Genomic DNA, 25,368 nt, shown 5'->3' with positions numbered 1-25,368 from the left:
GAATCCTCGACACAGCGCGCACCGGTGCTGTCGGACACCGGCGATCACGCGCCCGGTGGTGAGCTGCGGATCATCCCGGTGGACGGCCTGCCGGAATTTCGTCCCGGTGACGACCTCGCCGAACATATTGCGGCACAGGCGTCCTGGCTCGCCGACGGTGACGTGCTGGTGGTGACCAGCAAGATCGTCGCCAAGGTGGAGGGCCGGATCGTCGCCGCGCCACAGGATCCCGAGGAGCGCGACGCGCTCCGCCGGGAGCTGGTGCGCTCGGAGTCGGTGCGGGTGCTGGCGCAGAAGGGCCGCACCCTGATCACCGAGAACAAGCTCGGCATCGTGCAGGCCGCCTCCGGCGTGGACGGCTCCAATGTCGAACAGGGCGAATTGGTGTTGTTGCCCAGCGATCCCGACGCCAGCGCCGCGGCCCTGCGCCGCGCGCTGGCGCAGCGCCTCGGCGTGGACGTCGCGGTGGTCGTCACCGACACCATGGGCCGTGCCTGGCGCAACGGCCAGACCGACGCGGCGATCGGCGCGGCCGGGTTGCGGGTGCTGCACGACTACGCGGGCTCGGTCGACGGGCAGGGTAACGAACTGCAGGTCACCCAGGTCGCGGTCGCCGACGAACTCGCCGCCGCAGCCGATCTGGCCAAGGGCAAACTCGGTGGCGTCCCGGTCGCGGTGGTGCGCGGGCTCAGCCCGCACGACGACGGTTCGCGCGCCGCGGATCTGCTGCGGGGCGGCGAGGACGATCTGTTCTGGCTCGGCACCGCGGAGGCGATCGAACGGGGGCGGCACGAGGCGCTGCTGCTGCGTCGATCGGTGCGCCGATTCGCCGACACCCCGGTCGAGCCCGGGCTGATCCGGTCCGCGGTCGCGGTGGCGTTGACCGCGCCCGCGCCGCATCACACCCGGCCGGTGCGGTTCGTCTGGGTGCGTGATCGGGCGTTGCGGGCGCGGCTGCTCGAGACGATGGCCGATCGGTGGCGCGCGGATCTCACCGGTGACGGGCGCAGTGCCGAGAGTGTGGAGCGCCGGGTCGCGCGCGGGCAGATACTGTTCGACGCACCCGAGGTGATCATTCCGTTCTGCCTGCCCGACGGTGCGCACGACTATCCGGACGAGCGTCGCCGCGCGGCCGAATCCACCATGTTCACCGTGGCCGTCGGCGCGGCGGTGCAGGGACTGCTGGTCGCCTTGGCCACCGAGGGTGTGGGCAGCTGCTGGATCGGGTCGACCATCTTCGCCCCGGAGACGACCCGCGAGGTGCTCGGCCTGAGCGCGGAGTGGAATCCGTTGGGCGCGATCGCCGTCGGCTATCCGGACGAGGAACTCACCCCGCGCGAGCCGCGCGATCCCGGGATCGGTCTGGTCGAGCTGTGAGCGCGAGTTCGCTGCACGAGTCGGCGACCGAACTGCTGGAAACCTGGCCTGCGGCAACGGGTCCGGAGCAGTCGCTGCGTCAGGCCGTGCTCGCCTTCCTGGGCTCGGCTCCGCGCGGGTGCCTGCGCGAGCACGCTGCCGGACACATCACCGCGTCGGCGATGGTCTTCTCGCACGACGAACGTGCGGTCCTGTTGACCCTGCATCCGCGCGTGGGCCGCTGGATCCAGCTCGGCGGGCACTGCGAGGAATCCGACGACACCGTGCAGGCCGCGGCCCTGCGCGAGGCCACCGAGGAATCGGGCATCCCCGATCTGCGGATCGAGCCCGGCCTCTACGGCCTTCAGGCGCATCCCATCACCTGCTCGCTGGGCCGCCCCACCCGGCACCTGGACCTGGTGTTCAAGGTCCGCGCGCCGAAGGACGCTGTCCCGGTGCGCAGTTCGGAATCCACGGACCTGCGCTGGTGGTCCGTGGATTCCCTGCCCGACGATTCCGATCTGCTGTTGCGCTGACTGCCTGCGCCGTGCGCGGCGCGGGCTCTCAGGCCGTGATCAGGTCCTTCTGCCCCGAGGCAGGCGTGGCGGGAGATTCGGCCGGCTGTTCCTCGGCCAGTGCCGATTCGTCGAACGGCAACTCGCGATTCAGCACCGACCGGGCGCGATCCGGATCGATGGTGCGGGTCCAGGTGCCGACCAGGACCGTGGCCACGGCGTTGCCGGAGAAGTTGGTGATCGCGCGGGCCTCGGACATGAAGCGGTCGATGCCCACGATCAGCCCGACGCCGCCGAGCAGGTCCGGACGATGGCTCTGCAGGCCGCCCGCGAGCGTGGCCAGTCCCGCGCCGGTCACTCCGGCCGCACCCTTGGAGGCGATGACCATGAAGGCCAGCAGGCCGATCTGCGCGCCCAGCGACATCGGCTTACCCGTGGCGTCGGCGATGAACAGCGACGACATCGTCAGGTAGATCGCGGTGCCGTCCAGGTTGAACGAATATCCGGTCGGCACGACGATGCCCACGGTGGAACGCTCCACGCCCAGATGTTCCATCTTGGCGATCAGCCGCGGCAGCGCCGACTCCGAGGAGGAGGTGGAGAAGATCAGCAGATATTCGCGCGCCAGATAGCGCACCAGCCGGAAGATCGACATCCCGGCGGTGAGCCGCATCGTCAGGCCCAGGACGCCGAAGACGAAGATCAGGCAGGTCAGATAGAACGCGAACATCAGTGCCGCAAGCTGTTTCACCGCGCCGAGTCCGGTGTCGGCCACCACGTTGGCGATCGCGCCGAACGCGCCGATCGGCGCGAGCCACAGAATCATGGACAGAATCCGGAACACCAGCTTCTGCACGAGTGTCACACCGCGCAGGATCGGTTCACCCGAAGCGCCCATCGCCTGGATCGCGAATCCCACCAGCAGCGCGACGAACAACGTCTGCAGCACGCTGCCCGCGGTCAACGCGGACAGCAACGAGGTCGGGACGATGCTCTCCAGGAAATGCCAGGTGCCGCCCGCGCCCGCGGCCTGCTTGGTGTAGATCGCGGCGTCGGCGGCGTGCGCGTGGATGTTCAGTCCGCTGCCCGGATGCAGCAGATTGCCGACCGCGAGTCCGATCGCGAGCGCCACGGTCGAGGTGATCAGGAAGTAGGCGACGGCGATCCCGCCGATTCGGCCGACCCGCGCGGCCGCGCGCACCGAGCCGATACCCAGCACGATCGTGCAGAAGATGACCGGCGAGATCATCATCTTGATCAGATCGACGAATATGGTGCCGAGACTCCCCACCGACTTCCCGAAACCCGGTGCGAGCCATCCGGTCAGGACTCCGGCCACCACCGCCGCTATGACGGCGAGGTAGAGCCAGTGGGTACGGTCGCGACGGTGCGACCCGGTCGAGTTGCTCATGACGATCGTGCCTCCGGTCCGGCGTGAGCTGGGCCACGCGTTGGTGGAGCCAATCCTGGCGGCTACCGTGACGGCGGTCACTATTGCGTACATTTCGTTCACGGAATTCGGTTCACGGGAGGTGTCGTGCGGGCGAGCGGCTGGGCCGGGTTCCGGCGCGGCCGGGGAACGACCCTGGCCGGTCAGGTCTTCGTCGTACAACTGGTCGCGCTGATCGTGGTGATCGCGGTCGGTTCCGTGCTGGCGGTCTGGGAGGTGCGTCGCGAACAGGACGATGCGACGCGACAGCGGGTGCTCGGCATCGCCGTGGCGCTCGCGCAGTCTCCCGCGACGGTGGCAGCGGTGCGCGCGCCGGACCCGACACGGGAGTTGCAGCCGCTGACCGAACGCATCAGGCTGCGGACCGGGGTCGATTTCATCGTCGTGATGGCTCCGGACCGCACCCGATACACCCACACCAATCCCGAGCTGATCGGAAAGCCGTTCAGCGGCAACATAAATCGGGCGTTGGATGGCGAGACGTTCACCGAGACCTACGTCGGGTCGCTGGGTCCGTCGATCCGCTCGGTGACCCCCGTCCAGGACGACGGTGGTCACGTCGTCGCGCTGGTCTCGGCGGGTGTGACCCGGTCCCGCGTCGTCGATCAGGTGATCGAGCAGGTGCCGTTGATCCTGGGCGCGGCGGCGGCCGGACTGCTCCTGGCCGTGCTCGGGGCGCTGCTGCTACGGCGACGCCTGCTGCGGCAGACGCACGGGCTCGGCCCCGGCGAACTGCGTACCCTCTACGAACATCACGACGCGGTGCTGCACTCGATCCACGAGGGCCTGGTGGTGTTCGAGCGGGACGCCGAGGAGGCCACGGTAGTGAACGACGAGGCGCGGCGGTTGCTCGAACTCCCGGCCGGACCGGTGCGCCGCGCCGACCTGCCGGTGTCGTTGCAGCACCTCGACCCGACCGTGCTGCGGGACGAGATGCATGTGACCGCGGAACGGGTGCTGGTGGTGAATCAGGACCTCGTCACCTGGTCGGGACGGAGCCTGGGCACCGTGCTCACGATCCGCGACCACACCGAATTGCGGGACATCATGGGCGAATTGGATTCCGCCCGTGGATTGTCCGCCGCGCTGCGTGCTCAGGCGCACGAGTCCGCCAACCGGCTGCACGCGGTGATCACCATGGTGGAACTGGGGCATTTCGGGGAGGCCGTGGAATTCGCGACCGCGGAGCTGCAGCTGTCCCAGGCCCTCATCGACCGGCTGACCGAGGCGGTGCGCGAACCCGCGCTGGCGGCGTTGCTGCTGGGCAAGGTGGATCAGGCGATCGAACGCGGCGTGGAGCTCACCGTCGCGCAGGACACCGCGCTGGACTCCACCGCGCCGCTGAGCGCGCACGACATGATCACGCTGGTCGGCAACCTCATCGACAACGCTATCGACGCGGTCGCCCAGGACGCCGATGCCTGGGTGGAGGTCACCGTGCGCGCCCAGGAGTCGGAACTGTTCGTGCGGGTCGCCGACAGTGGTCCCGGCATGTCGCAGGAGGCGTTCGCCCGCGCCGTGGAACGAGGGCATTCCACCAAGTCCGATCACCACGGGCTCGGGCTCGCACTGGTGTGGCGGCTGGTGACCCGTCACGGCGGCGTCCTGCATGCCGAACGAACTCCCGAATCGGCTGTCGTGGTGCGGATTCCGCGATGATCCGGGTGCTGATCGTGGAGGACGACGCGCGTATCGCCCAGGCCCACGACTCCTATGTGCGGCGGGTGCCCGGTTTCACTCCCGTCGGTATCGTCCACACCGGCCGGGACGCGATCCGCGCCGCGACGCAGGCGGCGGCCGAGGGCGAGCCGATCGAGCTGGTGCTGCTGGACATCGGACTGCCCGATATCGGCGGCCTCGAGGTGAGCGCGGCGCTGGCCCGGCTGAATCCGCGCCCGGACATCATCGCCATCACCTCGGCCCGGGATCTGGCGATGGTGCGCGCCGCGGTGGCTCACGGTGTGGCGCTGTACCTGCTCAAACCCTTCCCGTTCGCGGCGTTCCGGGACAAGCTCGAGCGCTACCTGGAATTCCGGGCGGCGCTGCCCGCCGAGGAATCGGCGCTGACCCAGCACGACATCGATCGGGCGTTCGGCGCCTTGCGCACCCCGGATCCGAAGGCGTCGGTGCCCAAGGGCATCTCCCCGCCGACTCTCGACGAGATATCGCGGGCGCTTCGGGCAGCGCCCCAAGGACTTTCGGCCACCGATGCCGGACGGGCGGTGGGCGTCTCGCGGGTGACGGCCTGGCGTTATCTCGAGCAGTTGGCCACCGCGGGCGCGGTGGAGCGGCAGACCGACTACGGCCGCGCCGGACGGCCGCAGGTGCGGTACGTCTGGCGGAGATGAGCGCGTGCGGCGTGAGGGACGGCACATTTCGGGTTCGCATCGTTCGGGTTGCGTTCGACGTGCGGTTGCGGGCGGGCCCGGACAGGGTCGGACGGGGCGGCCCGGGTCGGTCGAAGCGTGTTCGGCCTCGGGGGACGCCGGGCGGTCCGCCGCGCGGCCGGAGGTTGCCGGAAGCGTGGTCGGGGGACCGGGCGGCTATGCCGCACGACCTCATGTTGTGTCGTGGCTCTCCGGCGGAGGCGTCGGGCTCCGGGTGCATCGGGCGGGGCGGCCTCGAATGTGATATTTCTGGCGGCGGAGAGTACTGACTTTCGTGCGAAGTTCAGTCGGCCGGTTCGTTGCGACCGCCTCGGAGTTATCCGAATTGTGTTGTGTTGTATAACGATTGCGTCGACTCGCCCGGTGTGTGCTCCCAGGCGGAAACTTACGATCTGCAAGGCTCGAACGAGAGGACGACGCATCGTGCGAGGGTGGGTGTGGTGTTTGCCTGCCGTATGCGGTCACTGCCGGAACATGAGTAACGGCTGAAAAATGGACCGAACCGTATGTAACGGTTGCCACTTACGGCTCCCGAAACTGTGTGTAACGGTCCTAATGTCTGTACCTATCTACTGGCAATAGTCCAGAGGAATCAATTAGCGGGGCAAACGTGCAATCGGTTGGCAATCGCTCGGGTAGGCCTGACCCGAAGCGATACCTGTGGGTGCTCGGGCTCATCGCCCCCGGCTGTGCCCTGTTGCCGTCACAGTTGGTACTGCACACCGGGTTGCGGGTGTTCTGGTGGATCGGCCCGATCATCGTGCTGATCGCCATTCCGGTGCTGGACTGGGTCGTCGGCGAGGACGGCACCAATCCGCGCGACGAGGACTACGAGGTCCTGTCCAAGGATCGCTACTACCGCTGGTGCACCTACATGTTCCTGCCGATCCAGCTGTTCGGGCTGGGGATCGCGGCGTATCTGTGGTCTCGCGACGAGCTCGGTGTCGTCGACAAGATCGGGCTGGCAACCACATTGGGTCTGGTCAGCGGGATCGGCATCAACGCCGCGCACGAACTCGGACATCGGGTCGAACGGGCCGAGCGGTGGCTGGCGAAGGTCGCGCTGGCGCAGTCGGGGTACGGGCACTTCTACGTCGAGCACAACAAGGGGCACCACGCCCGGGTGGCCACCCCGGAAGATCCCGCCAGCGCCCGGCTGGGGGAGTCGCTGTGGGAATTCCTGCCGCGCAGTGTGCTCGGGGGCTTCCACTCGGCCGTGCGCATCGAAGCAGAACGTTTGCAGCGCAAGGGATTGCGTTGGTGGAGTTGGCAGAACAACATCCTGCAGGCGTGGTCGATGACGCTGGTGCTCTACCTCGGGCTGCTCCTGGCGTTCGGCCCGACGATGCTGCCGTACCTGTTCCTGCAGGCGGTGATCGGGGCCGGGCTGCTGGAGACGGTGAACTACGTCGAGCACTACGGCCTGCTGCGCGGTAAGCGCCCCAACGGGACGTGGGCCCGCTGTTCGCCCGCCGACAGCTGGAACAGCGACCGGCTGGTCACCAACATCTTCCTGTTCCATCTGCAGCGGCACAGCGACCACCACGCCAACCCGGGGCGCCGCTACCAGACGCTGCGCAGTTCCCAGGAGGCCCCGCAGCTGCCTGCGGGCTATGCGGGGATGATCCTGCTGGCCGCGGTGCCGCCGCTGTGGCGGCGGGTGATGGATCCGAAGGTGTTGGCGCACTACGGTGGTGACGTCGGCCGGGCCAATATCGCCCCGCGCAAGCGCAAGCGGATCCTGGCCGCCCACCACGGTCGCGCGGCTGCGGCCTGAGGCTGCTGCGGCTCTCGATTTCGCAGGTGAACGACCATGCGTACCGTGTACGCAGGATTCGTACTAGTCTCTTCTGCGTACACGCCGACCAGGAGAGGCAGATGACGACCGCAGTGAGCAGCATGATGACTGCCGACAGCCGCAACGGGATCGATTACAAGGTCGCGGACCTGTCGCTGGCCGAGTTCGGCCGCAAGGAGATTCGACTCGCCGAGCACGAGATGCCCGGCCTGATGGCGCTGCGTCGCGAATACGCGGAGGTGCAACCGCTGAAGGGTGCGCGCATCTCCGGGTCGCTGCACATGACCGTGCAGACCGCAGTGCTGATCGAGACGCTGGTATCGCTCGGCGCGCAGGTGCGCTGGGCTTCGTGCAACATCTTCTCCACCCAGGACCATGCGGCCGCCGCCGTGGTCGTCGGCGCGCACGGCACCGTCGACGAGCCGCAGGGCGTGCCGGTGTTCGCGTGGAAGGGCGAGAGCCTCGAGGAGTACTGGTGGGCCGCGGAGCAGATGCTCACCTGGCCCGGTGAGCCCGCGAACATGATCCTCGACGACGGTGGCGACGCCACCATGCTCGTGCTGCGCGGCGCGCAGTTCGAGAAGGCGGGCCTCGTCCCGCCGGCCGACGAGGAGCACTCGGCCGAATTCACCGTGTTCCTGAACCTGCTGCGCGACCGTTTCGAGGGCGAGAAGCACAAGTGGGGCGTGATCGCGGACAGCGTGCGCGGCGTCACCGAGGAGACCACCACCGGCGTGCTGCGGCTGTACCAGTTCGCCGCCGCGGGTGAACTGGTGTTCCCGGCGATCAACGTCAACGACTCGGTCACCAAGTCCAAGTTCGACAACAAGTACGGCACCCGCCACTCGCTGATCGACGGCATCAACCGCGGCACCGACGTGCTGATCGGTGGCAAGAAGGTGCTGATCTGCGGTTACGGCGACGTCGGCAAGGGCTGTGCCGAGTCGCTGGCCGGCCAGGGCGCGCGCGTGCAGGTCACCGAGATCGACCCGATCAACGCCCTGCAGGCGCTGATGGACGGCTTCGACGTGGTCACCGTGGACGAGGCGATCGGCAACGCCGACATCGTGATCACCTCCACGGGCAACAAGGACATCATCCTGCTCGACCACATGAAGGCCATGAAGGACCAGGCCATCCTGGGCAACATCGGCCACTTCGACAACGAGATCGATATGGCCGCGCTGGAGCGTTCGGGCGCGACCCGCCTGAACATCAAGCCGCAGGTCGACCAGTGGACGTTCGGCGACTCGGGCAAGTCCATCATCGTGCTGTCCGAAGGCCGGCTGCTGAACCTGGGCAACGCCACCGGGCACCCCTCGTTCGTCATGTCCAACAGCTTCTCCAACCAGGTCATCGCGCAGATCGAGCTGTGGACCAAGCCGGAGCAGTACGACAACGAGGTCTACCGCCTGCCCAAGCACCTGGACGAGAAGGTGGCTCGCATTCACGTCGATGCTCTGGGTGGTCAGCTGACCAAGCTCACCAAGGACCAGGCCGAGTACATCGGCGTCGACGTGGAGGGCCCGTACAAGCCGGAGCACTACCGCTACTGATTTTCTGGCCTCCGCTTCGCTCCGGCGGGTTTTCGGCGCTGTAAGGCTCGTCGTTCACCCTCGAGACTCGGGCTTCGCCCGTGCGCTTCGAGGGGTGAACGACGAGCCCGCGCCGAAAACCTTGGAGTGTTCTCGCTGAGCCTTTCGCTTCGCGGGCGATTTCCAGCGGGACGGAGACGCTTCGCCGCTGGGTGTGTTGGTGGTGGAGATCGAGTGGGAGCTGCTGGACGAGGCGATCCGCTGAGGGCCCTTGGGTGGGGTGGGGATTTTTCGGTGGTGTGGCGCGGTAATCTGCAGCTTATGGGTGTTCTGGTGGCGGTTGAGGGCCTGGATGGGGCCGGAAAGCGCACGCTCATCGATGCGGTGGTCGGTGAGTTGGTCGGGGGTGGGGTCCGGGTGGGCACTATGGCCTTTCCACGGTACGGGAAGTCGGTGCATGCGGATCTGGCGGCGGAGGCGTTGCGGGGGCGGCACGGTGATGTGGCGGGGTCGGTGAACGCGATGGCGTTGCTGTTCGCGCTGGATCGGGCCGAGGCGCGCGATGAGTTGTCGAAGTTGTTGGCGGACAACGATATCGTGCTGCTCGATCGGTACGTCGCGTCGAATATCGCCTACAGTGCGGCCCGGACCGGCCAGTCCGCGGACGGTGAGATCGCCTCCTGGATCGAGGAATTGGAGTTCGGGCGCTTCGAGTTGCCGGTGCCCGACGAACACGTGCTGCTCGCCGTGCCGGTCGAGCTCGCCGCCGAACGTGCCCGCCGCCGCGGTGAACTCGACAGCGATCGCTCGCTCGACGCGTACGAGCGCGACAAAGGGCTGCAGGAACGCACCGGAGAGGTCTATCGTGTGATGGCCGAATCACACTGGCAGGGTCCGTGGTGGCGCCATGCACCGCACGACGATCCGGCGAAACTGACCGCGCGTCTGTCGAAAATTATTGGCCGATAGGGTTGGATGTGCGTCGGATACGTACCAGTGTTGGCGTGGTTGCCCGTTCCGAGCCGGAGAGATGACACCATAGTAGTTATGAAGCCGAAGATTCTGGTCGTCGACGACGATATGGCGCTCGCGGAGATGCTCACGATCGTCTTGCGCGGCGAGGGTTTCGACCCTCACACCGTCGGCGACGGCACACAGGCGCTGACCGCGGTCCGGGAGCTACGCCCGGATCTGGTGTTGCTGGATCTGATGCTGCCCGGCATGAACGGCATCGACGTATGCCGTGTGCTGCGAGCCGATTCCGGTGTGCCGATCGTCATGCTGACGGCGAAGACCGACACGGTCGACGTCGTATTGGGGTTGGAGTCCGGCGCGGACGACTACATCGTCAAGCCCTTCAAGCCGAAGGAGCTCGTCGCGCGGGTGCGCGCCAGGCTGCGGCGCACCGAGGAGGAGCCCGCGGAGCTGTTGTCCATCGCCGACATCGTCATCGACGTCCCGGCACACAAGGTCACCCGCGCCGGAGCGCAGATCTCGCTGACTCCGCTCGAATTCGACCTGCTGGTGGCGCTGGCCCGCAAGCCGCGTCAGGTGTTCACCCGCGAGGTTCTGCTGGAGCAGGTCTGGGGATATCGGCACGCCGCCGACACCCGACTGGTCAACGTGCATGTGCAGCGGTTGCGCGCCAAGGTCGAGAAGGATCCGGAGAATCCTGAGATCGTGCTGACCGTCCGCGGTGTGGGTTACAAGGCCGGACCGCCGTGATCGATCGCTCCAGAAACCGCATCGAGCGGTTACTGGCAGCGATGATGACGTGGTTCAAATCCGTCGGCGAGTCGCTGGGACACGTGTGGCGGCGTTCGCTCCAATTGCGCGTCGTCGTGTCCACGCTGACGTTGTCGCTGATCGTGATCACCATCCTCGGGGTGGTGCTGACCAGTCAGATCACCGATCGCCTCCTCGACGGCAAGATCGCCGCGGCCGTCGAGGAAATGGGTCGTGCCCGCGCGACGGTCGAGAATCAGCTGGCGGGAGCGCATGATTCGGGCAGCCAGCTGACCAGTCTGCAGGCCGCGCGCAACGCGCTGTCGAGCGGTAACAGCGGCCAGTCCGGCGGCACGGCCGGCAATTTCAATTCCGCGCTGGAGATGGTCGGCGAGAACATGCAGGACATCTCCGTCGGGCCGGTGCAGGAGGTGCCGGCCGAACTGCGGCGCTTCGTACAGCAGAACCAGGTCAGCTACCAGTTCGCCACGGTGTCGGACCCGGACGGCTATCGCGGCCGGGCGCTGGTCATCGGCAGTCCCAGCACGCAGGTGCCGACCCTCGAGGTCTACCTGATCTTCCCGCTGACCAACGAGGACCGCAGCCTCGGACTGATGCGCGGGACGATGTTCATCGGCGGCGCCGTACTGCTGGTGCTGCTCGCGGCGATCACCGCGCTGGTGACCAGGCAGGTCGTGCTGCCGATCCGGTCGGCGGCCCGGATCGCGGGCCGATTCGCCGACGGGCGGCTCCGGGAACGCATGCTCGTGCGAGGTGAGGACGATATGGCGAAACTGGCCATATCGTTCAACGCGATGGCCGAGAGCCTGTCGAACCAGATCACCCAGCTCGAGGAATTCGGTAATCTACAGCGCCGCTTCACCTCCGACGTCAGCCACGAGCTACGCACACCGCTGACGACCGTGCGCATGGCCGCGGATCTGATTCACGGTTCCAGTGACGAACTGGACTCCGCGCTGGCCCGAAGCGCCGAACTCCTGGTCACCGAGCTGGACCGATTCGAGGGTCTGCTCAACGATCTGCTGGAGATCAGCCGTCACGATGCCGGTGTGGCCGAACTGCAGGTCGAATCGCTGGACGTGCGGATGTGCGCGCGGGCCGCGATCTCCACGGTGCGTCATCTGGCCAAGGAATCCAGCGTCGAGCTGGTCGTGGATCTGCCGGAGGAGCCGCTGGTCGCCGAGGTCGATCCGCGACGCGTGGAACGCGTGCTGCGCAACCTGCTCGCCAACGCCATCGACCACAGCGAAGGTAAGCCGGTGCTGATCCGGATGCGCGGCGACGTCGACGCCAATGCCGTCGGGATCGTGGTGCGCGATCAGGGCGTCGGTTTGCGGCCGGGCGAGGAGAAGCTGGTGTTCAACCGGTTCTGGCGCTCGGATCCCTCGCGGATGCGGCGTTCGGGCGGGACCGGTCTGGGCCTGTCGATCAGCGTCGAGGATGCGAATCTGCACGACGGCAAGCTCGAGGCATGGGGTGAGCTCGGCGCGGGCGCCAGCTTCCGGCTGACCTTGCCGCTGGTGCGCGGGCGCAAACTGGGGCCGAGTCCGTTGTCGCTGGAGCCGCCGCCGCGGCGCGGCGCACCGCGTGAACTGCTCGCCGCGCCTTCCGATGCGGCGCAGGATGTGCCGCGGTCCGAGACGTCGGCCGAGTCGGTCACCGAGGGTTCGGATGGGCTTTCCGATACCGGAGGCCGAACGGATCCTGCCGCGGATACCGATGCGGATCCGGCCGAGGTGATCGAAGCGGATTCCTTTGCCGCCGGAGTGGATGCACCGGTCACCGAAGCGGAACTCTCCGCCGCCGAGGCGGAGATGGCCGAGACGGAGTCGAGTGTGTCCGAGGAGGAATCGAGTTCGGCGCACGCGTCGGCGGATGTTTCCGGGGCCGAGAGTGATTCGCGCGCGGCAGCAACGGATGTGCCTGCGGGCGGCGTGAATTCGGCTGCCGACGAGACGGATGTGGCCGAGCCGGGCGCGAGCACCGCCGAGGCGAACGAGCCGGTGGCCGAGCGGGATTCCGCGGCATCGGACGCGGCAGCGGATTCTTCCGACGACGAGTCGAATGTGGTTGGGGCGGGGAAGAATTCGGATGAGCGGTCGTCGCAGGGGGCCGGTGAGAGCTCGGGGGCGGGGGAGCAAACCGTACTGAGCGATACCGGAGACGGGACGAAATGAGTCGAGGTCCTCGCACCTGGCACCACGCCGGGGTGAGCCGATTACGCGTGATGATCGGTCTGTTGCTGGTGTCGGTGCTGGCGGTGAGCGGATGTGCGAATCTGCCGGATTCTTCGGCGCCGCAGGCACTCGGGACCATCGATCACGCGCCCACCAGCGTCGGTCCGGTGACACCGGTCGCCGGGCACGATCCGGATCTGCTGGTCCGCAATTTCCTGACCGCCACCGCGAATCCGGCCAACCGGCATCAGCAGGCGCGCGAGTATCTGTCCCCGGCCGCGTCGTTGAACTGGGACGACAGCGCCGGGACCGCGATCGTGGAGTCACCGGACACGCTGCGCGAATCCCTGACGGGCGATACCGCTACCTATCGGATCCGCGCGCGCAAACTCGGCGAGCTGGGTGCGGACGGGTCGTTCCGGGCGCAGGACAACACCTACGAGACCAGGGTCGAGCTGACCAAGGTCGGCGACGAGTGGCGGATCAATCAGGTGGAGCCGGGTGTCGTCGTGGACAGCGCCGCGTTCTACAAGGCGTACCGCCGCTATTCGCTGTATTTCGCGAACACCTCCGGTACCAGCATGGTTCCGGATCTGCGCTGGATCTCCACGAGTAAGGACCAGCTGACGCAGCGGTTGTTGGCGCTGCTGTCCGAGGGGGCGCAGCCGTCCCTGGCGCCGGCCGTGCGCAATGTGCTGGCCGCGCCGATCAGCCTGCGCGGGGGCATCACCAAGGCCAACGGGTCGGCCGACGGGGTCGGCATGGGCCTGGGCGGGGTGCGAATCGACTTCACCGGCGCCTCGACGCTCGATGCGCGAAGTAAGGAGCTGCTGGCCGCGCAGGTCGTGTTGACGCTGGCGGGTGCGGACATCCTCGGTCCGTACGTCCTGCTCGCGGACGGGAAGCCGCTCGACGACCGATACGCGAACACCGGCTGGTCGCTGGACGACGTCAACGCGATGAATCCGAAGACGCCCACCGCCGATCGCACCGGTCTGCACGCGCTGCGGGACGGCACGCTGGTCACGGTGGATACCGCCAAGGGGCACGTCACTCCCACGCCCGGATATTTCGGTACGGCACACAATCTGCAGTCGGTCGGCCTGTCCGATGACGGGCAACTGGTCGCCGCGGTCGCCGACAGCGGCGAGCCCGCTCCCAAGCCCAAGCGCACCCTGGTCATCGGCAGTTACGACGGTTCCACCACGTTCTCGGTGGTGCAGGGCGACACCTTCACCCGGCCGTCGTGGACCTCCGACGGCGGGGCGGTGTGGACCGTCATCAACGGCACCAAGGTCGTTCGGGTGGTGCACGATCGCGCGACCGGCAACGTCTCGCGGCAGGACGTCGACAGTTCCACGTTGACGGTGGGCGAGCCGAACAGCACCGATCCGGTGCCGCGTCTGCCCATCACCGATCTGCGGATCTCCCGGGACGGCACTCGCGCGGCGATCATCGCCGGCGGCAAGGTGTACCTGGCGGTCGTGGTGGCCCATCCGGACGGTAAGTACTCGCTGGTCTCGCCACAGCCGGTCGCGGTCGATCTGAGTACGACCGCGGTGTCCATCGACTGGTCCAGTCCCGACACGCTGGTCATCGCCCGGGAGGGCGATGTGAACCCGGTGGAGTCGGTGTACATCGACGGTTCGGATCTGACCCAGTTGTCGAGTCAGAACCTGACCCCGCCGGTGCGGCTGGTGAGCGTCGCGTCCGACACGTTCTACGTGGCGGATTCGCGTGCGGTCATGCAGCTGCAGTCCACCGATCCGGCCGCGGACCGATTCTGGCGCGAGGTACAGGGATTGGGCACGAGCGCGCTACCGGTGCTGCCGGGCTGAGTTCCGAACGATCTCCGGCGGTCGTCCGCACTCGTTGCACGTGCGCGAACGCCGAACCCGTTGGCGCCGCTGGAGATGACCGGCACACTGGGCCGATGCGGATGCTGCTGGATCTGATCCTGCCGCGAACGTGCGGGGGATGCGGGGCGCACGGGGATGTGTGGTGCGCCGGATGCGCGCGGAGTCTGTCCGGTATGCCGGTGCGGGTTCGGCCGCGCACTGATCCCGGCGTGCCGTGCTGGGCACTCGGTGGGTACGCCGGCGCGGGACGCCGGGCGGTGATCGCGGTCAAGGAGCATGGACGCCGGGATCTGGCGCCGCCGTTGGGGTTGGCATTGGCCAGGGGGCTGGCTACACTTCGGGATCCACGGCGGTCGCTGGTATTGATTCCAGCGCCGACCAGAAGGTCGGCCGCGCGCCGTCGCGGAGGTGATCCGGTAGCCCGGGTCACCAGGATCGCTGCGGGTTTGCTACCCGATTGCCGCGCTGCTGCGGCGTTGCGAATGCACCGTGCTGTACGGGATTCGGTCGGCCTGGGCCCGAGGGAGCGCAGAGCCAATCTGCACGGGCGGATCACGGCCCGTGCCGAGTCGTTGCATGCTGCCGTCTCGATGGCAAATGCCGAGGTAGTACTGGTCGACGACGTTCTCACGACGGGAGCGACGGCCGGTGAGTCGGTCCGTGTGCTGGCAGCCGCGGGTATCGGGGTCCGGGCTGTCATGGTGACTTGCGCCGCGTGAGTGGGCGAAATTTGCGTGAACACTGGCGGACAGGTCGCTGGCGTAATAGCGTGGCCATCAGAGCGATCTGACACCCCGTACCAGAGGTTGGAGGTGGCGCCTCGAGCGACTTTCGTGTCGAGTTCTCCAGTGTGTGCAACCATTCTCGCGACGCCGCCAGTGTCAGCTGATCGCCTGCCGCACGCACCTCTCGACACGGTCATTACCCGCCGCACACGACTCGTGTGTGTGGCCAGATCCGGGAGGTACGCGTGACGACTTCACGACCTTCAGTGAAAGAAGCAGACGCCTCGGCTCGCTACGGCGCGACAGCTGACTCCACCGCTTTCGACCGAGCCGAACCCGAGGAACAGGCCAAAGTCCCCAGTGCCGACGTCGTGGTGAAGGGCCGCAACGTCGAGGTTCCCGATCACTTCCGAATTCACGTGGCGGACAGGCTCTCCCGGCTCGAGCGTTTCGACCCGTCGATCTATCTGTTCGATGTCGAACTATTCCACGAACGTAATCGTCGGCAGCGCAAGAGCTGTCAGCGGATCGAGATCACCGCACGCGGCAAGGGGCCGATCGTGCGCGCAGAGGCATGTGCGGAGAGTTTCTACGCCGCCCTGGAACAGGCGGCCGACAAGCTGGAGAGCCGACTGCGCCGCAGCAAGGACCGTCGTCGGGTGCACTACGGGGAGAAGACCCCCCTCTCGGTGGCCGAGGCGACCGCGGATCTCGTGGACGAATCGCTGAGCCGGGCGGCCGCGAACGGCACCGCAGTCCGCGATCAGGAGATGGACCCGGGCGATTACGCCGGTCCCGGTCATATCGTACGGACCAAGGTGCACCCCGCCGCTCCGATGTCCGTGGACGACGCCCTCTACCAGATGGAACTCGTCGGCCACGATTTCTTCCTCTTCCACGACCGGGAGTCCGACCGACCCTCGGTGGTGTACCGCCGTCACGCCTTCGACTACGGACTGATCAGACTCGCATAACGGGCGGGTCCCCCGACGGTGGTTTCCAGGGGCCGACGACTTCGAGTCGTCGGCCCCTCGCCATGTCCGGTCGCGAATTTTTCTGTGACATCGCGTATCGCTTTTCTTCTTACCTTGGAGTAGGTTCGGTGCCGGATGCTTCTGTCGAAAGGAAATCGCATGGCTACCAGCGCAACTCGCCGTGCCGTGATCGTCTCCGGGGTGCGGACGCCGTTCGTGCGGGCCTTCACCGATTACATGCGGATGGATTCCATCGACCTGGCCGATACGGCGGTCGCCGGGTTCCCCGCGATCAGGTGTTGATCGGTCCTGCCATCTCGATGCCGCGCGCCCTGGACAAGGCCGGAATGTCTTTGGGCGATGTGGATTTCGTCGATATCCACGAGGCGTTCGCCGCGCAGACCCTGTCGGTGCTCGCGGCGTTGGGCAGTGACGAGTGGGCTAAGACCCGGCTCGACCGCGACAGCGCCGTCGGGGAGATCGACCCGGACGTACTGAATGTGCACGGCGGATCGGTCTCGCTCGGACATCCCTTCGGTGCGACAGGTGCGCGCATGGTCACCACGATGGCCAACGAACTGGCCCGCTCGGACAAGAGCGCTGCGCTGCTGGGGATCTGCGCGGCCGGCGGCATCGGAGCCTCCGCGGTGCTCGAGCGGGTGTAGGCCGGGCGAGGCCGGTTCAGCCGGGGAACTTCTCCCAGTGCACGGCCTCGCTCAACGGGCGGCGCTCGCGCCAGCCGAAGCGTTCCAGATCGGGGGTCTCCTGGAATTCGTGTACCGGACCCACACACAGCCAGGCGACCGGGCGGATCCCGGGCGGCAGCTGCATCAGGTCGGTGAGGAAGGGGGCGTCGTAGAAGCTGACCCAGCCGACGCCCACGCCCTCGGCGGTCGCGGCCAGCCACAGGTTCTGGATCGCGAGAATCGTGGAGTAGAGCCCGGTTTCGGGCACGGTGGCCCGGCCCAGGATGTGCGGGCCGCCGCGGCTGTCGTCGTGGGTGACCACGATGCCGGTGCGGCTCTCGGTGATGCCCTCGATCTTGATCGGCTCGAAGGTCCGGGCGCGTTCGGGCGGCAGCGACTCCCGGAATTCGATGCGCTTGTCCGCGACGTGCGCGGCGAAGCTGGTCAGTGTGGCCGGGTCGCGCACGACGATGAAATCCCACGGCTGTGAATTGCCGACGCTCGGCGCGCGGTGCGCCGCATCGAGGATCCGCATCAGCGCGGCGTCGTCGAGGAGTTCGCCGGTGAACTCGGCGCGCACATCGCGCCGCCGCCGGATCACTTCGTAAATGTCGTGCTCAGTAACCACACCATCGCCAATCTTGCCCGCGTCCATCGAGTCGGGACCAGTCAACCAGAGGTAAATAATCCGGCAGCGCCGAACCTTGCCCGACGCACCCGCACCGATGGACAAGTGCACCCCGCCCGGGATGTCGGACGGGGTGCACTCGGGTATTTGCGGCGGCGAACTCAGCCGATGGGCACTGCACGCCTGGCTTCGGCCAGGAGGCGGCGGCGGCCCTGCTTCAGGGCCGTGCGCAGACCCTGGCGACGTCCGGTGACCGGATCGATCTCGGCGACGCCGCCGAAGGCGCGCTCGGACCTGGTCTCGGGGGCGTCGTCGGTGGAACGGCGCAGGTATTTGTTCGGCAGCGAGAGCTTGATGATGGTGCGCCACGACTTGCCGTACTGCACCGGCAGCGAACCGGTGGTGTAGGGCAGATCGTATTTATCGCACAGCGCGCGGACCCGCACCGCGATCGAGGCGAGCCGGTTGCTCGGCAGATCCGGGAACAGGTGGTGCTCGATCTGGTGCGAGAGGTTACCGCTCATGAAATGCAGCACCGGGCCGCCGGAGATATTGGCGCTGCCCAGCATCTGGCGCAGATACCACTCGCCCTGCGTCTCACCGTCGATATCGGCCTTGGTGAATTTCTCGGCGCCGTCGGGGAAGTGGCCGCAGAAGATCACCGCGTTGGTCCACACATTGCGGATGATGTTGGCCGCGACATTGGCCGAGAGCGTGGAAAGGAACGCCGGGCCGGTCAGCAGCGGGAAGATCAGATAATCCTTGGCGACCTGCTTGCCGACCTTCTGCAGCACCGCGCGGCGGTCCTCTTCGAACTGCTTGCGCTCGGGGCTGTCGGCGGCCCATTTCTTCTTCGCGACCTTGCCCAGTTCCAGATGCTGGATCGCCACGCCGTATTCGAAGAACATCTGCAGCAGCAGGTTGTACACCGGCTGGCCGAGATAGAACGGCGACCAGCGCTGGTCGCGCGTGACGCGCAGCAGACCGTAGCCGATGTCGTCGTCCATACCCAGGACGTTGGTGTACTTGTGGTGCAGGAAGTTGTGCGTGATCTTCCAGTGCTCGGACGGGCCGACGTTGTCCCATTCCCACGACGCGGAGTGGATTTCCGGATCGTTCATCCAGTCCCACTGGCCGTGCATGACGTTGTGGCCGATCTCCATGTTCTCGATGATCTTGGCCGAACCCAGCAGGGCCACACCGGCGAGCCACGCGGGCGGGAGGAAACTCGCGAACAGCACCGCGCGTCCGCTGATCTCGAGCGCGCGCTGGAGCCGGATCACATTGCGGATGTAGCGGGCATCACGCTGTCCGCGGGAGGCTTCGATTTCACGCCGGATGGCATCCAGCTCGACACCGATCGCTTCTACGTCCTCCGGGGTGAGGTGCGCGTATTCCTTGACATCCGAGATCGCCATGCGGGTTACACTACCGTAGGTTACGGGTCCGTAGGTTATCTCGGGATTGATTCACAACTGTGGCGTACGCCGCATTGTGAATGAGACCAGGATATGCTTACCGACCCCGTCGCGACCGCTGCCGACGACGCACCCGCCACAGCGCGCGCTCGCGCAACGCGCGTCGCCGCAACTGCCGCCGTTCGTCGCGGGCCTTGTCCTGCAGCGCCTGGGTTGCCTCGAGCAACGCCTGCTGCTCGGTGCGGGCCTTGTCCTGCCAGGCCCGGGTTGCCTCGCGCAATGCCTGTTGTTCCTGGCGGGCCTTCTCCTGCAGAGCCAGCTTGGTCTCGCGCAGGGCCTGCTTCTCCTGCCGGGCCCGCTCGCGCAACGCCACCTTCGCCTCGGCCATCGCCGATCGCAGACCGCGACGTTCGCCCGTCTCCGGATCGACGACGGCTTCCGCGCTGGGCCAGTACAGGGACAGCGCGGCGAATTTGCGCTCGGACGAGGTTTCCGGTGCGTCGTCGGCGGTGCGGCGCAGATATTTGTCCGGCAACGCCAGCTTGTGAATGGTCCGGAAGGCCAGCAGATACTGTTTGCCCAGCGAGCCGGTCGTGTAGGGCAGATCGTATTTATCGCAGAGCTCGCGCACCTGGACCGAGATCTCCGGATAGCGGCTGCTCGGAATGTCCGGGAACAGATGATGTTCGATCTGGTAGCAGAGGTTGCCGCTCATGAACGCCATCGCGGGGCCCGCGGTGAAATTCGCGCTGCCCAGCATCTGCCGCAGATACCATTCGCCGCGGGTCTCGTTGGCGAACTGTTCCTCGGTGAATTTCTCCGCGCCGTCCGGGAAATGGCCGCAGAAGATCACCGCGTACGCCCACAGGTTGCGGATCAGATTCGCGGTCGCATTGGCTTGCAGGGTGCGCTTCCAGCCCGGGCCGGTCAGCGCGGGATGGATCACGAAATCCTTGACCACCTGCCGCCCGGCCTTGCGGGCGAACGCTTTGTTCGGCTCCGACAGTACCTGCATGGCCGGCACGCCCAGCTGATCTTTCTCGGCCTTCAGATCGTGCAGGGCGATACCCCATTCGAAGGTGGCGGCCAGCAGCAGATTCGCCAGCGGCTGAATCAGATGGATCGGACGCCACTGCTCGTCGCGGGTCATCCGCAGGATGCCGAAACCCAGATCGTCGTCGCGGCCCAGCACATTGGTGTAGATGTGGTGCGAATAGTTGTGCGCGCGCTTCCACTGACCCGAGGTGCCCGTCATATCCCACTCCCAGGTGGTGGAGTGGATCTCCGGGTCGTTCATCCAATCCCATTGCCCGTGGCTGATGTTGTGCCCGAGCTCCATGTTCTCGATGATCTTGGCAATCGTCAGCATGGCCGTCCCGGCCAGCCACGCCGTGCGCCGCTTACCAGCGAACAGGGTGACCCGTCCCGCGGTCTCCAGGATGCGCTGCGCGCGAATGGACCGCCGGATGTACTTCGCATCGTTCTCGCCCAGCGATGATTCGACGGTGCGCCGGATACTGTCGAGCTCCTGGCCCAGAGCCTCGATATCCGTCTCCGTCAGATGGGCGAACGCCTTGATATCGGTGATTGCCACTGTGCTGAGTTGCCTCGATTCGCTCCACGCGTCATGTGTGGGGGTGCGCGGTGCACCGGGATGCCGTCACCGAGGGTATCCGGTTTCGGTGAATAGTGTTCACACGTCGAGTGTGCAGTCGCCTGCCGCCACGGAAATACAGGTCTGGATTTTCTCCCCGGCCTGATGCTCGGTGCCGTTGCGCAGATCGCGCGCATGTCCGTCGGTGATGGCGACCACGCAGGTCTGGCAGATGCCCATCCGGCAGCCGAACGGCATCTGCACGCCCGCGTCCTCACCGGCCTGCATCAGCGTGGTGGCCCCGTCGACCTCGACGGTGCGGCCGGTGCGCGCGAAGGTGACCGAGCCGCCCTCGCCGACCGCCGAGCGTTCCACCTCGAACCGCTCGACATGCAGGTTGTCGCTGACATTCGCTGCCGCCCAATGACTCTCGATGTCGTTGAGCATCTGTAGCGGGCCGCACGCCCAGGTCTGCCGCGCACGCCAGTCCGGGTACAGCTGGTCCAGCGAGGCCAGATCGAACTTGCCCTGCGCACCGGTCAGGTTCACATGCGAGGTGAAACCCGGGTGCTGGTCGTGCATCCGGCGCAGTTCCTCGCCGAACATCACGTCCTCGGCCGTGCGGGCGGAATGGATGTGCACCACGTCGGGCAGGGCGCCGCGCCGATCCATCGTGCGCAACATCGCCAGCACCGGGGTGATGCCGCTGCCCGCGGTGAGGAACAACACCTTCGGCGGGAGCGGCTCGGGCAGCACGAAACCGCCCTGCGGTGCGGCCAGCCGCACGATCGTGCCCTCGGGAACGCCGTTGACCAGATGACTGGACAGGAACCCCTCGGGCATCGCCTTCACCGCGATGGAGATCAGCCGGCCGCGCGGGCCACGACCGTCGGCGGGGGCGTCGCTCCAGTCGGGCGGGCAGGTCAGCGAGTAGGACCGCCAGTGCCAGCGGCCCTCGACCAGGACACCGATGCCGATGTACTGGCCCGGGGTGAATTTGAAATCGAATCCCCAGCCGGGCTTGATCACCAGCGTGACCGAATCGGCGGTCTCCTTGCGCACGTCCACGATGCGGCCGCGCAGCTCGCGCGCGGACCACAGCGGGTTGATCAGATGCAGATAGTCGTCCGGCAGCAGCGGCGTGGTGACGCGGGCGGCCACGCCGCGCAGCGCGTTGAGCCGGGTGCGACCGGCCATCTTCGCCTCGGCGACCGGGGCCTCCAGCCATGCCCGAACGCCCTGTACCGATTTCGAGACCATCGTGCGAATGCTCATTTCCCTGTGGTCATGGTGGTCATGCGCCCCGCGAGGGCATCGTCGCGCCTGCGGAAAACATCCGTCGAGGCAAGGTTACGGCATCGTAGGTTAGAGCTGTATTTTTGGCCTCCGCTTCGCTGCGGCGGGTTTTCGGCGCTGTAAGGCTCGTCGCTGCGCCCTCGAGACTCGGCCTTCGGCCATGCGCTTCGAGGGCGCAGCGACGAGCCCGCGCCGAAAACCTTGGAGTGTTCTTGTTGAGCCTTTCGCTTCGCGGGCGATTTCCGGCGGGACGGAGACGCTTCGCCGCTGAGCACGTCTGGGATCGATGGTTCGTTGCTGGGCCTGGCCTGATTGCTCTACAGCAAATCGAGGAGGAACGGGAGTTCCTGGGCGGCGTACCAGGCGAGCTGATGGTCCTCGGCGTCGCCGAGGACGAACTCGGCGTCCTCGTCGCCGATGTCGGCGGCGTCGATGACGTCCACCGCCTTGGCGATCGCCGGTTCGGCCTCGGCCAGGTCGACGTGCACCGAGGCGATCTGGCTGTAGGTGACCGGGGCGGTCAGGCGAACCACGGCGTCGTCCAGGTCGGGGCGCAGAGTCGCGCCGGTGATGTCGGCGGCGATCACCGCGCGGCGGTAGACCGGGGCGGAATAGTCGCCCACGTCGTCGCCATCCGTGTCGTCGCCGGGGGTCGAGCCGCTCGGGTCGGGGGCGGCCTCGTCGGCGAGCAGCGCGGCCTCGCGCTCCTGGGCGAGCAGGCGCAGTGCGGCGCGGCCGGCCTCGATCATCGCGACCTCGGCCAGTTCCTCGTCGTCACCCGAGGCGTACGCCTCGCGCAACGCCGGTGTGACGGCGAACGCGGTGTCGTTGATCGCCCGGATCTCGCGGTCGGTCACCAGCTCTCGCAGCATCGGGACGGTCGCCGGGATGTAGACCCGCAGTTTGCCTTTTCCGGCCGCGGCTTCACTGGACGCAGGCACCGAGCATCTCCTCCATGGATTCGTGCACCGCCGCGGACAGTACGCCGATGTCGGCCATCGCATCGCGGTCGGCGTTGAGACCGTAGAACACCCGTCCGTCGTACGAGGTGATTCCGATACTCATGGCCTGGTTGCGCAGCAGTGGCGACACCGGATACATCTCCAGCATCCGCGCGCCGCCGATGTACATCGGCTGCTGTGGACCCGGTGCATTGGTGATCACCAGATTGAACGTGTGTTCGGCGAACGTACTCGCCGATCGCACGCTCATCGCGTGCAGGCTCGCCGGGGCGAAGCCCGCCATGTGCACGAGCGTACGCGCCTGCACTCCGCGCCGGTGCCGGGAATTCGGCTCGTTGGCGTGCGCGATGTGTGAGAGCCGGATCACCGGATTCGGTTCGCCCACCGGCAGATCGACCAGGAACGAGGAGACCTCGCTGGTCGACGGCGGCCGTTCGCCGTACTGCCCTTCGACGTAGACCGACATCGGCACCACCGCCCGCAGCGCCGCCGATTCGATGAGCACCTCGCCGCGGGACTGGATGAAGATGCGCAGTGCGCCGGTGACCACCGCCAGGATGGCGTCGTTGATGGAGCAGTCGAAGCTCCTGCGAATGGTGCGGTAGTCGTCGAGATCGGTGGACACCACCTCGAAGCGCCGATCGCGGGACGTGGGCGCGTTGAACGCGCTGTCGGGCGTCCCGCTCGCGGCGGTGCGCACGGCGGTGACCACCCGGCCGGCCGCCTTGCCCGCGGCATCGATGAACGAGAAGGCCTCGGTTCCGGCGCGGCGCAGCACGTCCAGCGCCTCGGCGGGCTGGGTGGCCAGGTCGATCACCGCCATGGCCAGCAGTTCGGCATCGCCCGGCTCGTGCCGGGTGACCCACGCCTCGGTGGCGATCTCCCGCGGCGAGGGGGAGTTGTCCAGGATGACGTGCCCGATCTCTAGCGCCGAACTGCCGTCCACCAGCGCCGAATGGGTTTTGGTGAAGATGGCGCAGCGGTCCTGCGCCAGGCCCTCGATCAGGTACATCTCCCACAGGGGACGGGTCTGATCCAGCGGGCGCGAGGACAACTGCGCGACCAGTTCCAGCAGCTGCGCGTTCGAGCCCGGTTCGGGCAGCCGTGCGCGTCGCACGTGGTAGGTCGGGTCGAATCGGCTGTCCTGCACCCAGACCGGGCGGCCGAGTTCGAAAGGGACCTCACGCACCTTGCGCCGGTAGCGCGGCACCAGCGGCAGGCGGCCGGCCACCAGGTCCAGCAGCCGGTCGTAGTCCAGCCGTCCGCACGGCCCCTCGCCCGCGCGCAGGATCGCGAGCGAGCCGATGTGCATCGGGTTGCTGCTCGTCTCGAGTCGGTAGAACGCCGCGTCCTGCGGTGACAGTCTCGTGATCACGCTGACCGATACCCCTTTCGATGCTCGCTCCATTGTGATCCGCACCCAATCTTTCGTGGCCGTGTGTGGGACATGTCGCGATACCGAGAGGAAATCCTGTATCAGGGGCGGGGCGCGTGGCATGCTGTTTCGATCCGTGTCCAGGGGACCCGACAAGCAGGGGGAAGCGGAATGCTCGGATCTCGGAACGACGCCGATCCGGCCGGTTCGGGCCGGTCGCTGGCGAAGGCGCCGGCCTTCGAGCCGCCGCTGGAGTGCGCAGGGGGCATTCCGGCGCGGTCCGGCGGTTCGGTCGGACGGGTGGCGGCGCCGTGCGCGGGTGGTGCCCGCCGGCACGGCGCACCTCGTCGCTCCCCGCACGACGGGCGGTCCGCGGCGCCGGTTCGTGTGGATGAAAACCATTCGGCAGCAAAACAATTCGCCGAGCGAGCGCTGCGGTCGGTACTCGAGGTGCTGGACGGCCGCCGCAGTGCGACACAGCTGGCTCCACTGGCCGAACCCGCCGTGATCGCCGCGGTGCAGACGCTGGTGCGCACTGGCGGCGGTGATCGCAGACTGGGTGCGGCCGTGCTGGTCAACGTGCGCGTCGCCCTCGACGGAACGGGTGCCGCGGAGGTATTCGGCGGTTACGAGCGCGGTGGCCGTCGATTCGCTGTCGCGGCCCGGATCACCGTGAAACGCGGCGACCACCGGCTGACGGCGCTGCGGCTGCGCTGACATCTCGCACTCCCGGGCGCACGTCCCGGACCGGCGGGTCCTCTCCACTCCGCCGCGCGACGCATACCATGGGCCGCGCATTACCATGAACCTTGCTGCGCATCCGCGCATCGGGGATCCCGCCCGCGCGGGGTACTACAGGATGTAAGCAACGCAAGACGACAACACCG

20 protein-coding genes and 2 pseudogenes are annotated in these 25,368 nt (G+C 67.2%); 15 read left to right on the top strand and 7 right to left on the bottom strand.

Features of this window, described 5'->3' with window-relative positions:
* The first annotated feature begins 24 nt into the window (after positions 1-24).
* Together K7711_RS39010 and K7711_RS39005 are read left to right on the top strand one after the other, a co-directional pair.
* A complete protein-coding gene (locus tag K7711_RS39010) occupies positions 25-1,377 on the top strand; it encodes a coenzyme F420-0:L-glutamate ligase (RefSeq protein ID WP_372460237.1) in 1,353 nt (450 codons plus the stop codon).
* Positions 1,374-1,892, top strand: coding sequence for an NUDIX hydrolase (locus K7711_RS39005; RefSeq protein ID WP_222976494.1), 519 nt, complete (start codon positions 1,374-1,376; stop codon positions 1,890-1,892). Before K7711_RS39010 ends, K7711_RS39005 begins: the two co-directional genes overlap by 4 nt.
* 28 nt (positions 1,893-1,920) lie before the next feature.
* Here the strand turns inward: K7711_RS39005 and K7711_RS39000 are convergent, their stop codons facing one another.
* The gene (locus K7711_RS39000; protein ID WP_222976492.1) at positions 1,921-3,282 is read right to left on the bottom strand and encodes a cation:dicarboxylate symporter family transporter; all 1,362 of its coding nucleotides are present in this window, start codon (positions 3,280-3,282) and stop codon (positions 1,921-1,923) included.
* 126 nt (positions 3,283-3,408) lie between these two features.
* On the opposite strand from K7711_RS39000, the gene K7711_RS38995 reads away from it, so the two are divergent.
* The 12 genes and pseudogenes from K7711_RS38995 to K7711_RS38945 all read left to right on the top strand — a co-directional run.
* On the top strand, positions 3,409-4,980 hold the full coding sequence (locus tag K7711_RS38995; RefSeq protein WP_222976490.1) for a sensor histidine kinase: 1,572 nt from the start codon (positions 3,409-3,411) through the stop codon (positions 4,978-4,980).
* A complete protein-coding gene (locus K7711_RS38990) occupies positions 4,977-5,669 on the top strand; it encodes a response regulator (protein ID WP_222976488.1) in 693 nt (230 codons plus the stop codon). Before K7711_RS38995 ends, K7711_RS38990 begins: the two co-directional genes overlap by 4 nt.
* A gap of 703 nt (positions 5,670-6,372) precedes the next feature.
* On the top strand, positions 6,373-7,485 hold the full coding sequence (locus tag K7711_RS38985) for an alkane 1-monooxygenase (protein ID WP_372460232.1): 1,113 nt from the start codon (positions 6,373-6,375) through the stop codon (positions 7,483-7,485).
* Positions 7,486-7,586: 101 nt separating this feature from the next.
* Complete coding sequence (gene ahcY, locus K7711_RS38980; protein WP_222976486.1) at positions 7,587-9,062, top strand: adenosylhomocysteinase; 1,476 nt, start codon at positions 7,587-7,589, stop codon at positions 9,060-9,062.
* A gap of 300 nt (positions 9,063-9,362) precedes the next feature.
* Positions 9,363-10,010: a dTMP kinase gene (locus tag K7711_RS38975; protein WP_222976484.1), complete on the top strand. Its 648-nt coding sequence runs from the start codon at positions 9,363-9,365 to the stop codon at positions 10,008-10,010.
* A 78-nt stretch (positions 10,011-10,088) separates the two neighbouring features.
* Entirely contained in the window at positions 10,089-10,766 is a 678-nt protein-coding gene (gene mtrA, locus K7711_RS38970; protein WP_040827309.1) for an MtrAB system response regulator MtrA, read from the top strand.
* 44 nt (positions 10,767-10,810) lie between these two features.
* A pseudogene (mtrB, locus tag K7711_RS38965) lies at positions 10,811-12,352 on the top strand (MtrAB system histidine kinase MtrB); the annotation flags it as partial.
* A gap of 608 nt (positions 12,353-12,960) precedes the next feature.
* Positions 12,961-14,802, top strand: coding sequence for an MtrAB system accessory lipoprotein LpqB (gene lpqB / locus K7711_RS38960; RefSeq protein ID WP_235748465.1), 1,842 nt, complete (start codon positions 12,961-12,963; stop codon positions 14,800-14,802).
* A gap of 95 nt (positions 14,803-14,897) precedes the next feature.
* Positions 14,898-15,542: a ComF family protein gene (locus tag K7711_RS48085; RefSeq protein ID WP_235748464.1), complete on the top strand. Its 645-nt coding sequence runs from the start codon at positions 14,898-14,900 to the stop codon at positions 15,540-15,542.
* 377 nt (positions 15,543-15,919) lie between these two features.
* On the top strand, positions 15,920-16,522 hold the full coding sequence (hpf, locus tag K7711_RS38955) for a ribosome hibernation-promoting factor, HPF/YfiA family (RefSeq protein ID WP_308015157.1): 603 nt from the start codon (positions 15,920-15,922) through the stop codon (positions 16,520-16,522).
* Between the two features lie 159 nt (positions 16,523-16,681).
* Positions 16,682-16,825: a hypothetical protein gene (locus K7711_RS38950; protein WP_222976780.1), complete on the top strand. Its 144-nt coding sequence runs from the start codon at positions 16,682-16,684 to the stop codon at positions 16,823-16,825.
* A pseudogene (locus tag K7711_RS38945) lies at positions 16,807-17,187 on the top strand (thiolase C-terminal domain-containing protein); the annotation flags it as partial. The gene K7711_RS38950 and the pseudogene K7711_RS38945, both read left to right, overlap by 19 nt.
* A gap of 16 nt (positions 17,188-17,203) precedes the next feature.
* Here K7711_RS38945 and bluB read toward each other — a convergent pair.
* The 6 genes from bluB to K7711_RS38915 all read right to left on the bottom strand — a co-directional run bounded on the left by bluB (position 17,204) and on the right by K7711_RS38915 (position 24,481).
* Positions 17,204-17,863, bottom strand: a complete 660-nt coding sequence (bluB, locus tag K7711_RS38940; RefSeq protein WP_222976722.1) for a 5,6-dimethylbenzimidazole synthase — start codon at positions 17,861-17,863, stop codon at positions 17,204-17,206.
* Between the two features lie 134 nt (positions 17,864-17,997).
* A complete protein-coding gene (locus tag K7711_RS38935) occupies positions 17,998-19,254 on the bottom strand; it encodes a fatty acid desaturase family protein (RefSeq protein ID WP_222976482.1) in 1,257 nt (418 codons plus the stop codon).
* A 97-nt stretch (positions 19,255-19,351) separates the two neighbouring features.
* Positions 19,352-20,848 (bottom strand): fatty acid desaturase family protein, encoded by a 1,497-nt coding sequence (locus K7711_RS38930; RefSeq protein WP_222976480.1) that lies wholly within the window; start codon positions 20,846-20,848, stop codon positions 19,352-19,354.
* Between the two features lie 99 nt (positions 20,849-20,947).
* A complete protein-coding gene (locus K7711_RS38925; protein ID WP_372460231.1) occupies positions 20,948-22,123 on the bottom strand; it encodes a ferredoxin reductase in 1,176 nt (391 codons plus the stop codon).
* A 338-nt stretch (positions 22,124-22,461) separates the two neighbouring features.
* Complete coding sequence (locus K7711_RS38920) at positions 22,462-23,046, bottom strand: DUF6912 family protein (protein ID WP_443678115.1); 585 nt, start codon at positions 23,044-23,046, stop codon at positions 22,462-22,464.
* 22 nt (positions 23,047-23,068) lie between these two features.
* Positions 23,069-24,481, bottom strand: coding sequence for a WS/DGAT/MGAT family O-acyltransferase (locus K7711_RS38915; protein WP_222976478.1), 1,413 nt, complete (start codon positions 24,479-24,481; stop codon positions 23,069-23,071).
* Between the two features lie 171 nt (positions 24,482-24,652).
* On the opposite strand from K7711_RS38915, the gene K7711_RS38910 reads away from it, so the two are divergent.
* The gene (locus tag K7711_RS38910) at positions 24,653-25,198 is read left to right on the top strand and encodes an Rv3235 family protein (protein WP_222976476.1); all 546 of its coding nucleotides are present in this window, start codon (positions 24,653-24,655) and stop codon (positions 25,196-25,198) included.
* Positions 25,199-25,368 lie beyond the last annotated feature (170 nt).

The sequence above is a fragment of the Nocardia coffeae genome, assembly GCF_019890715.1.
GTDB lineage: Bacteria > Actinomycetota > Actinomycetes > Mycobacteriales > Mycobacteriaceae > Nocardia > Nocardia jiangxiensis.
This window is presented reverse-complemented; position numbering and strand designations above follow the sequence as displayed.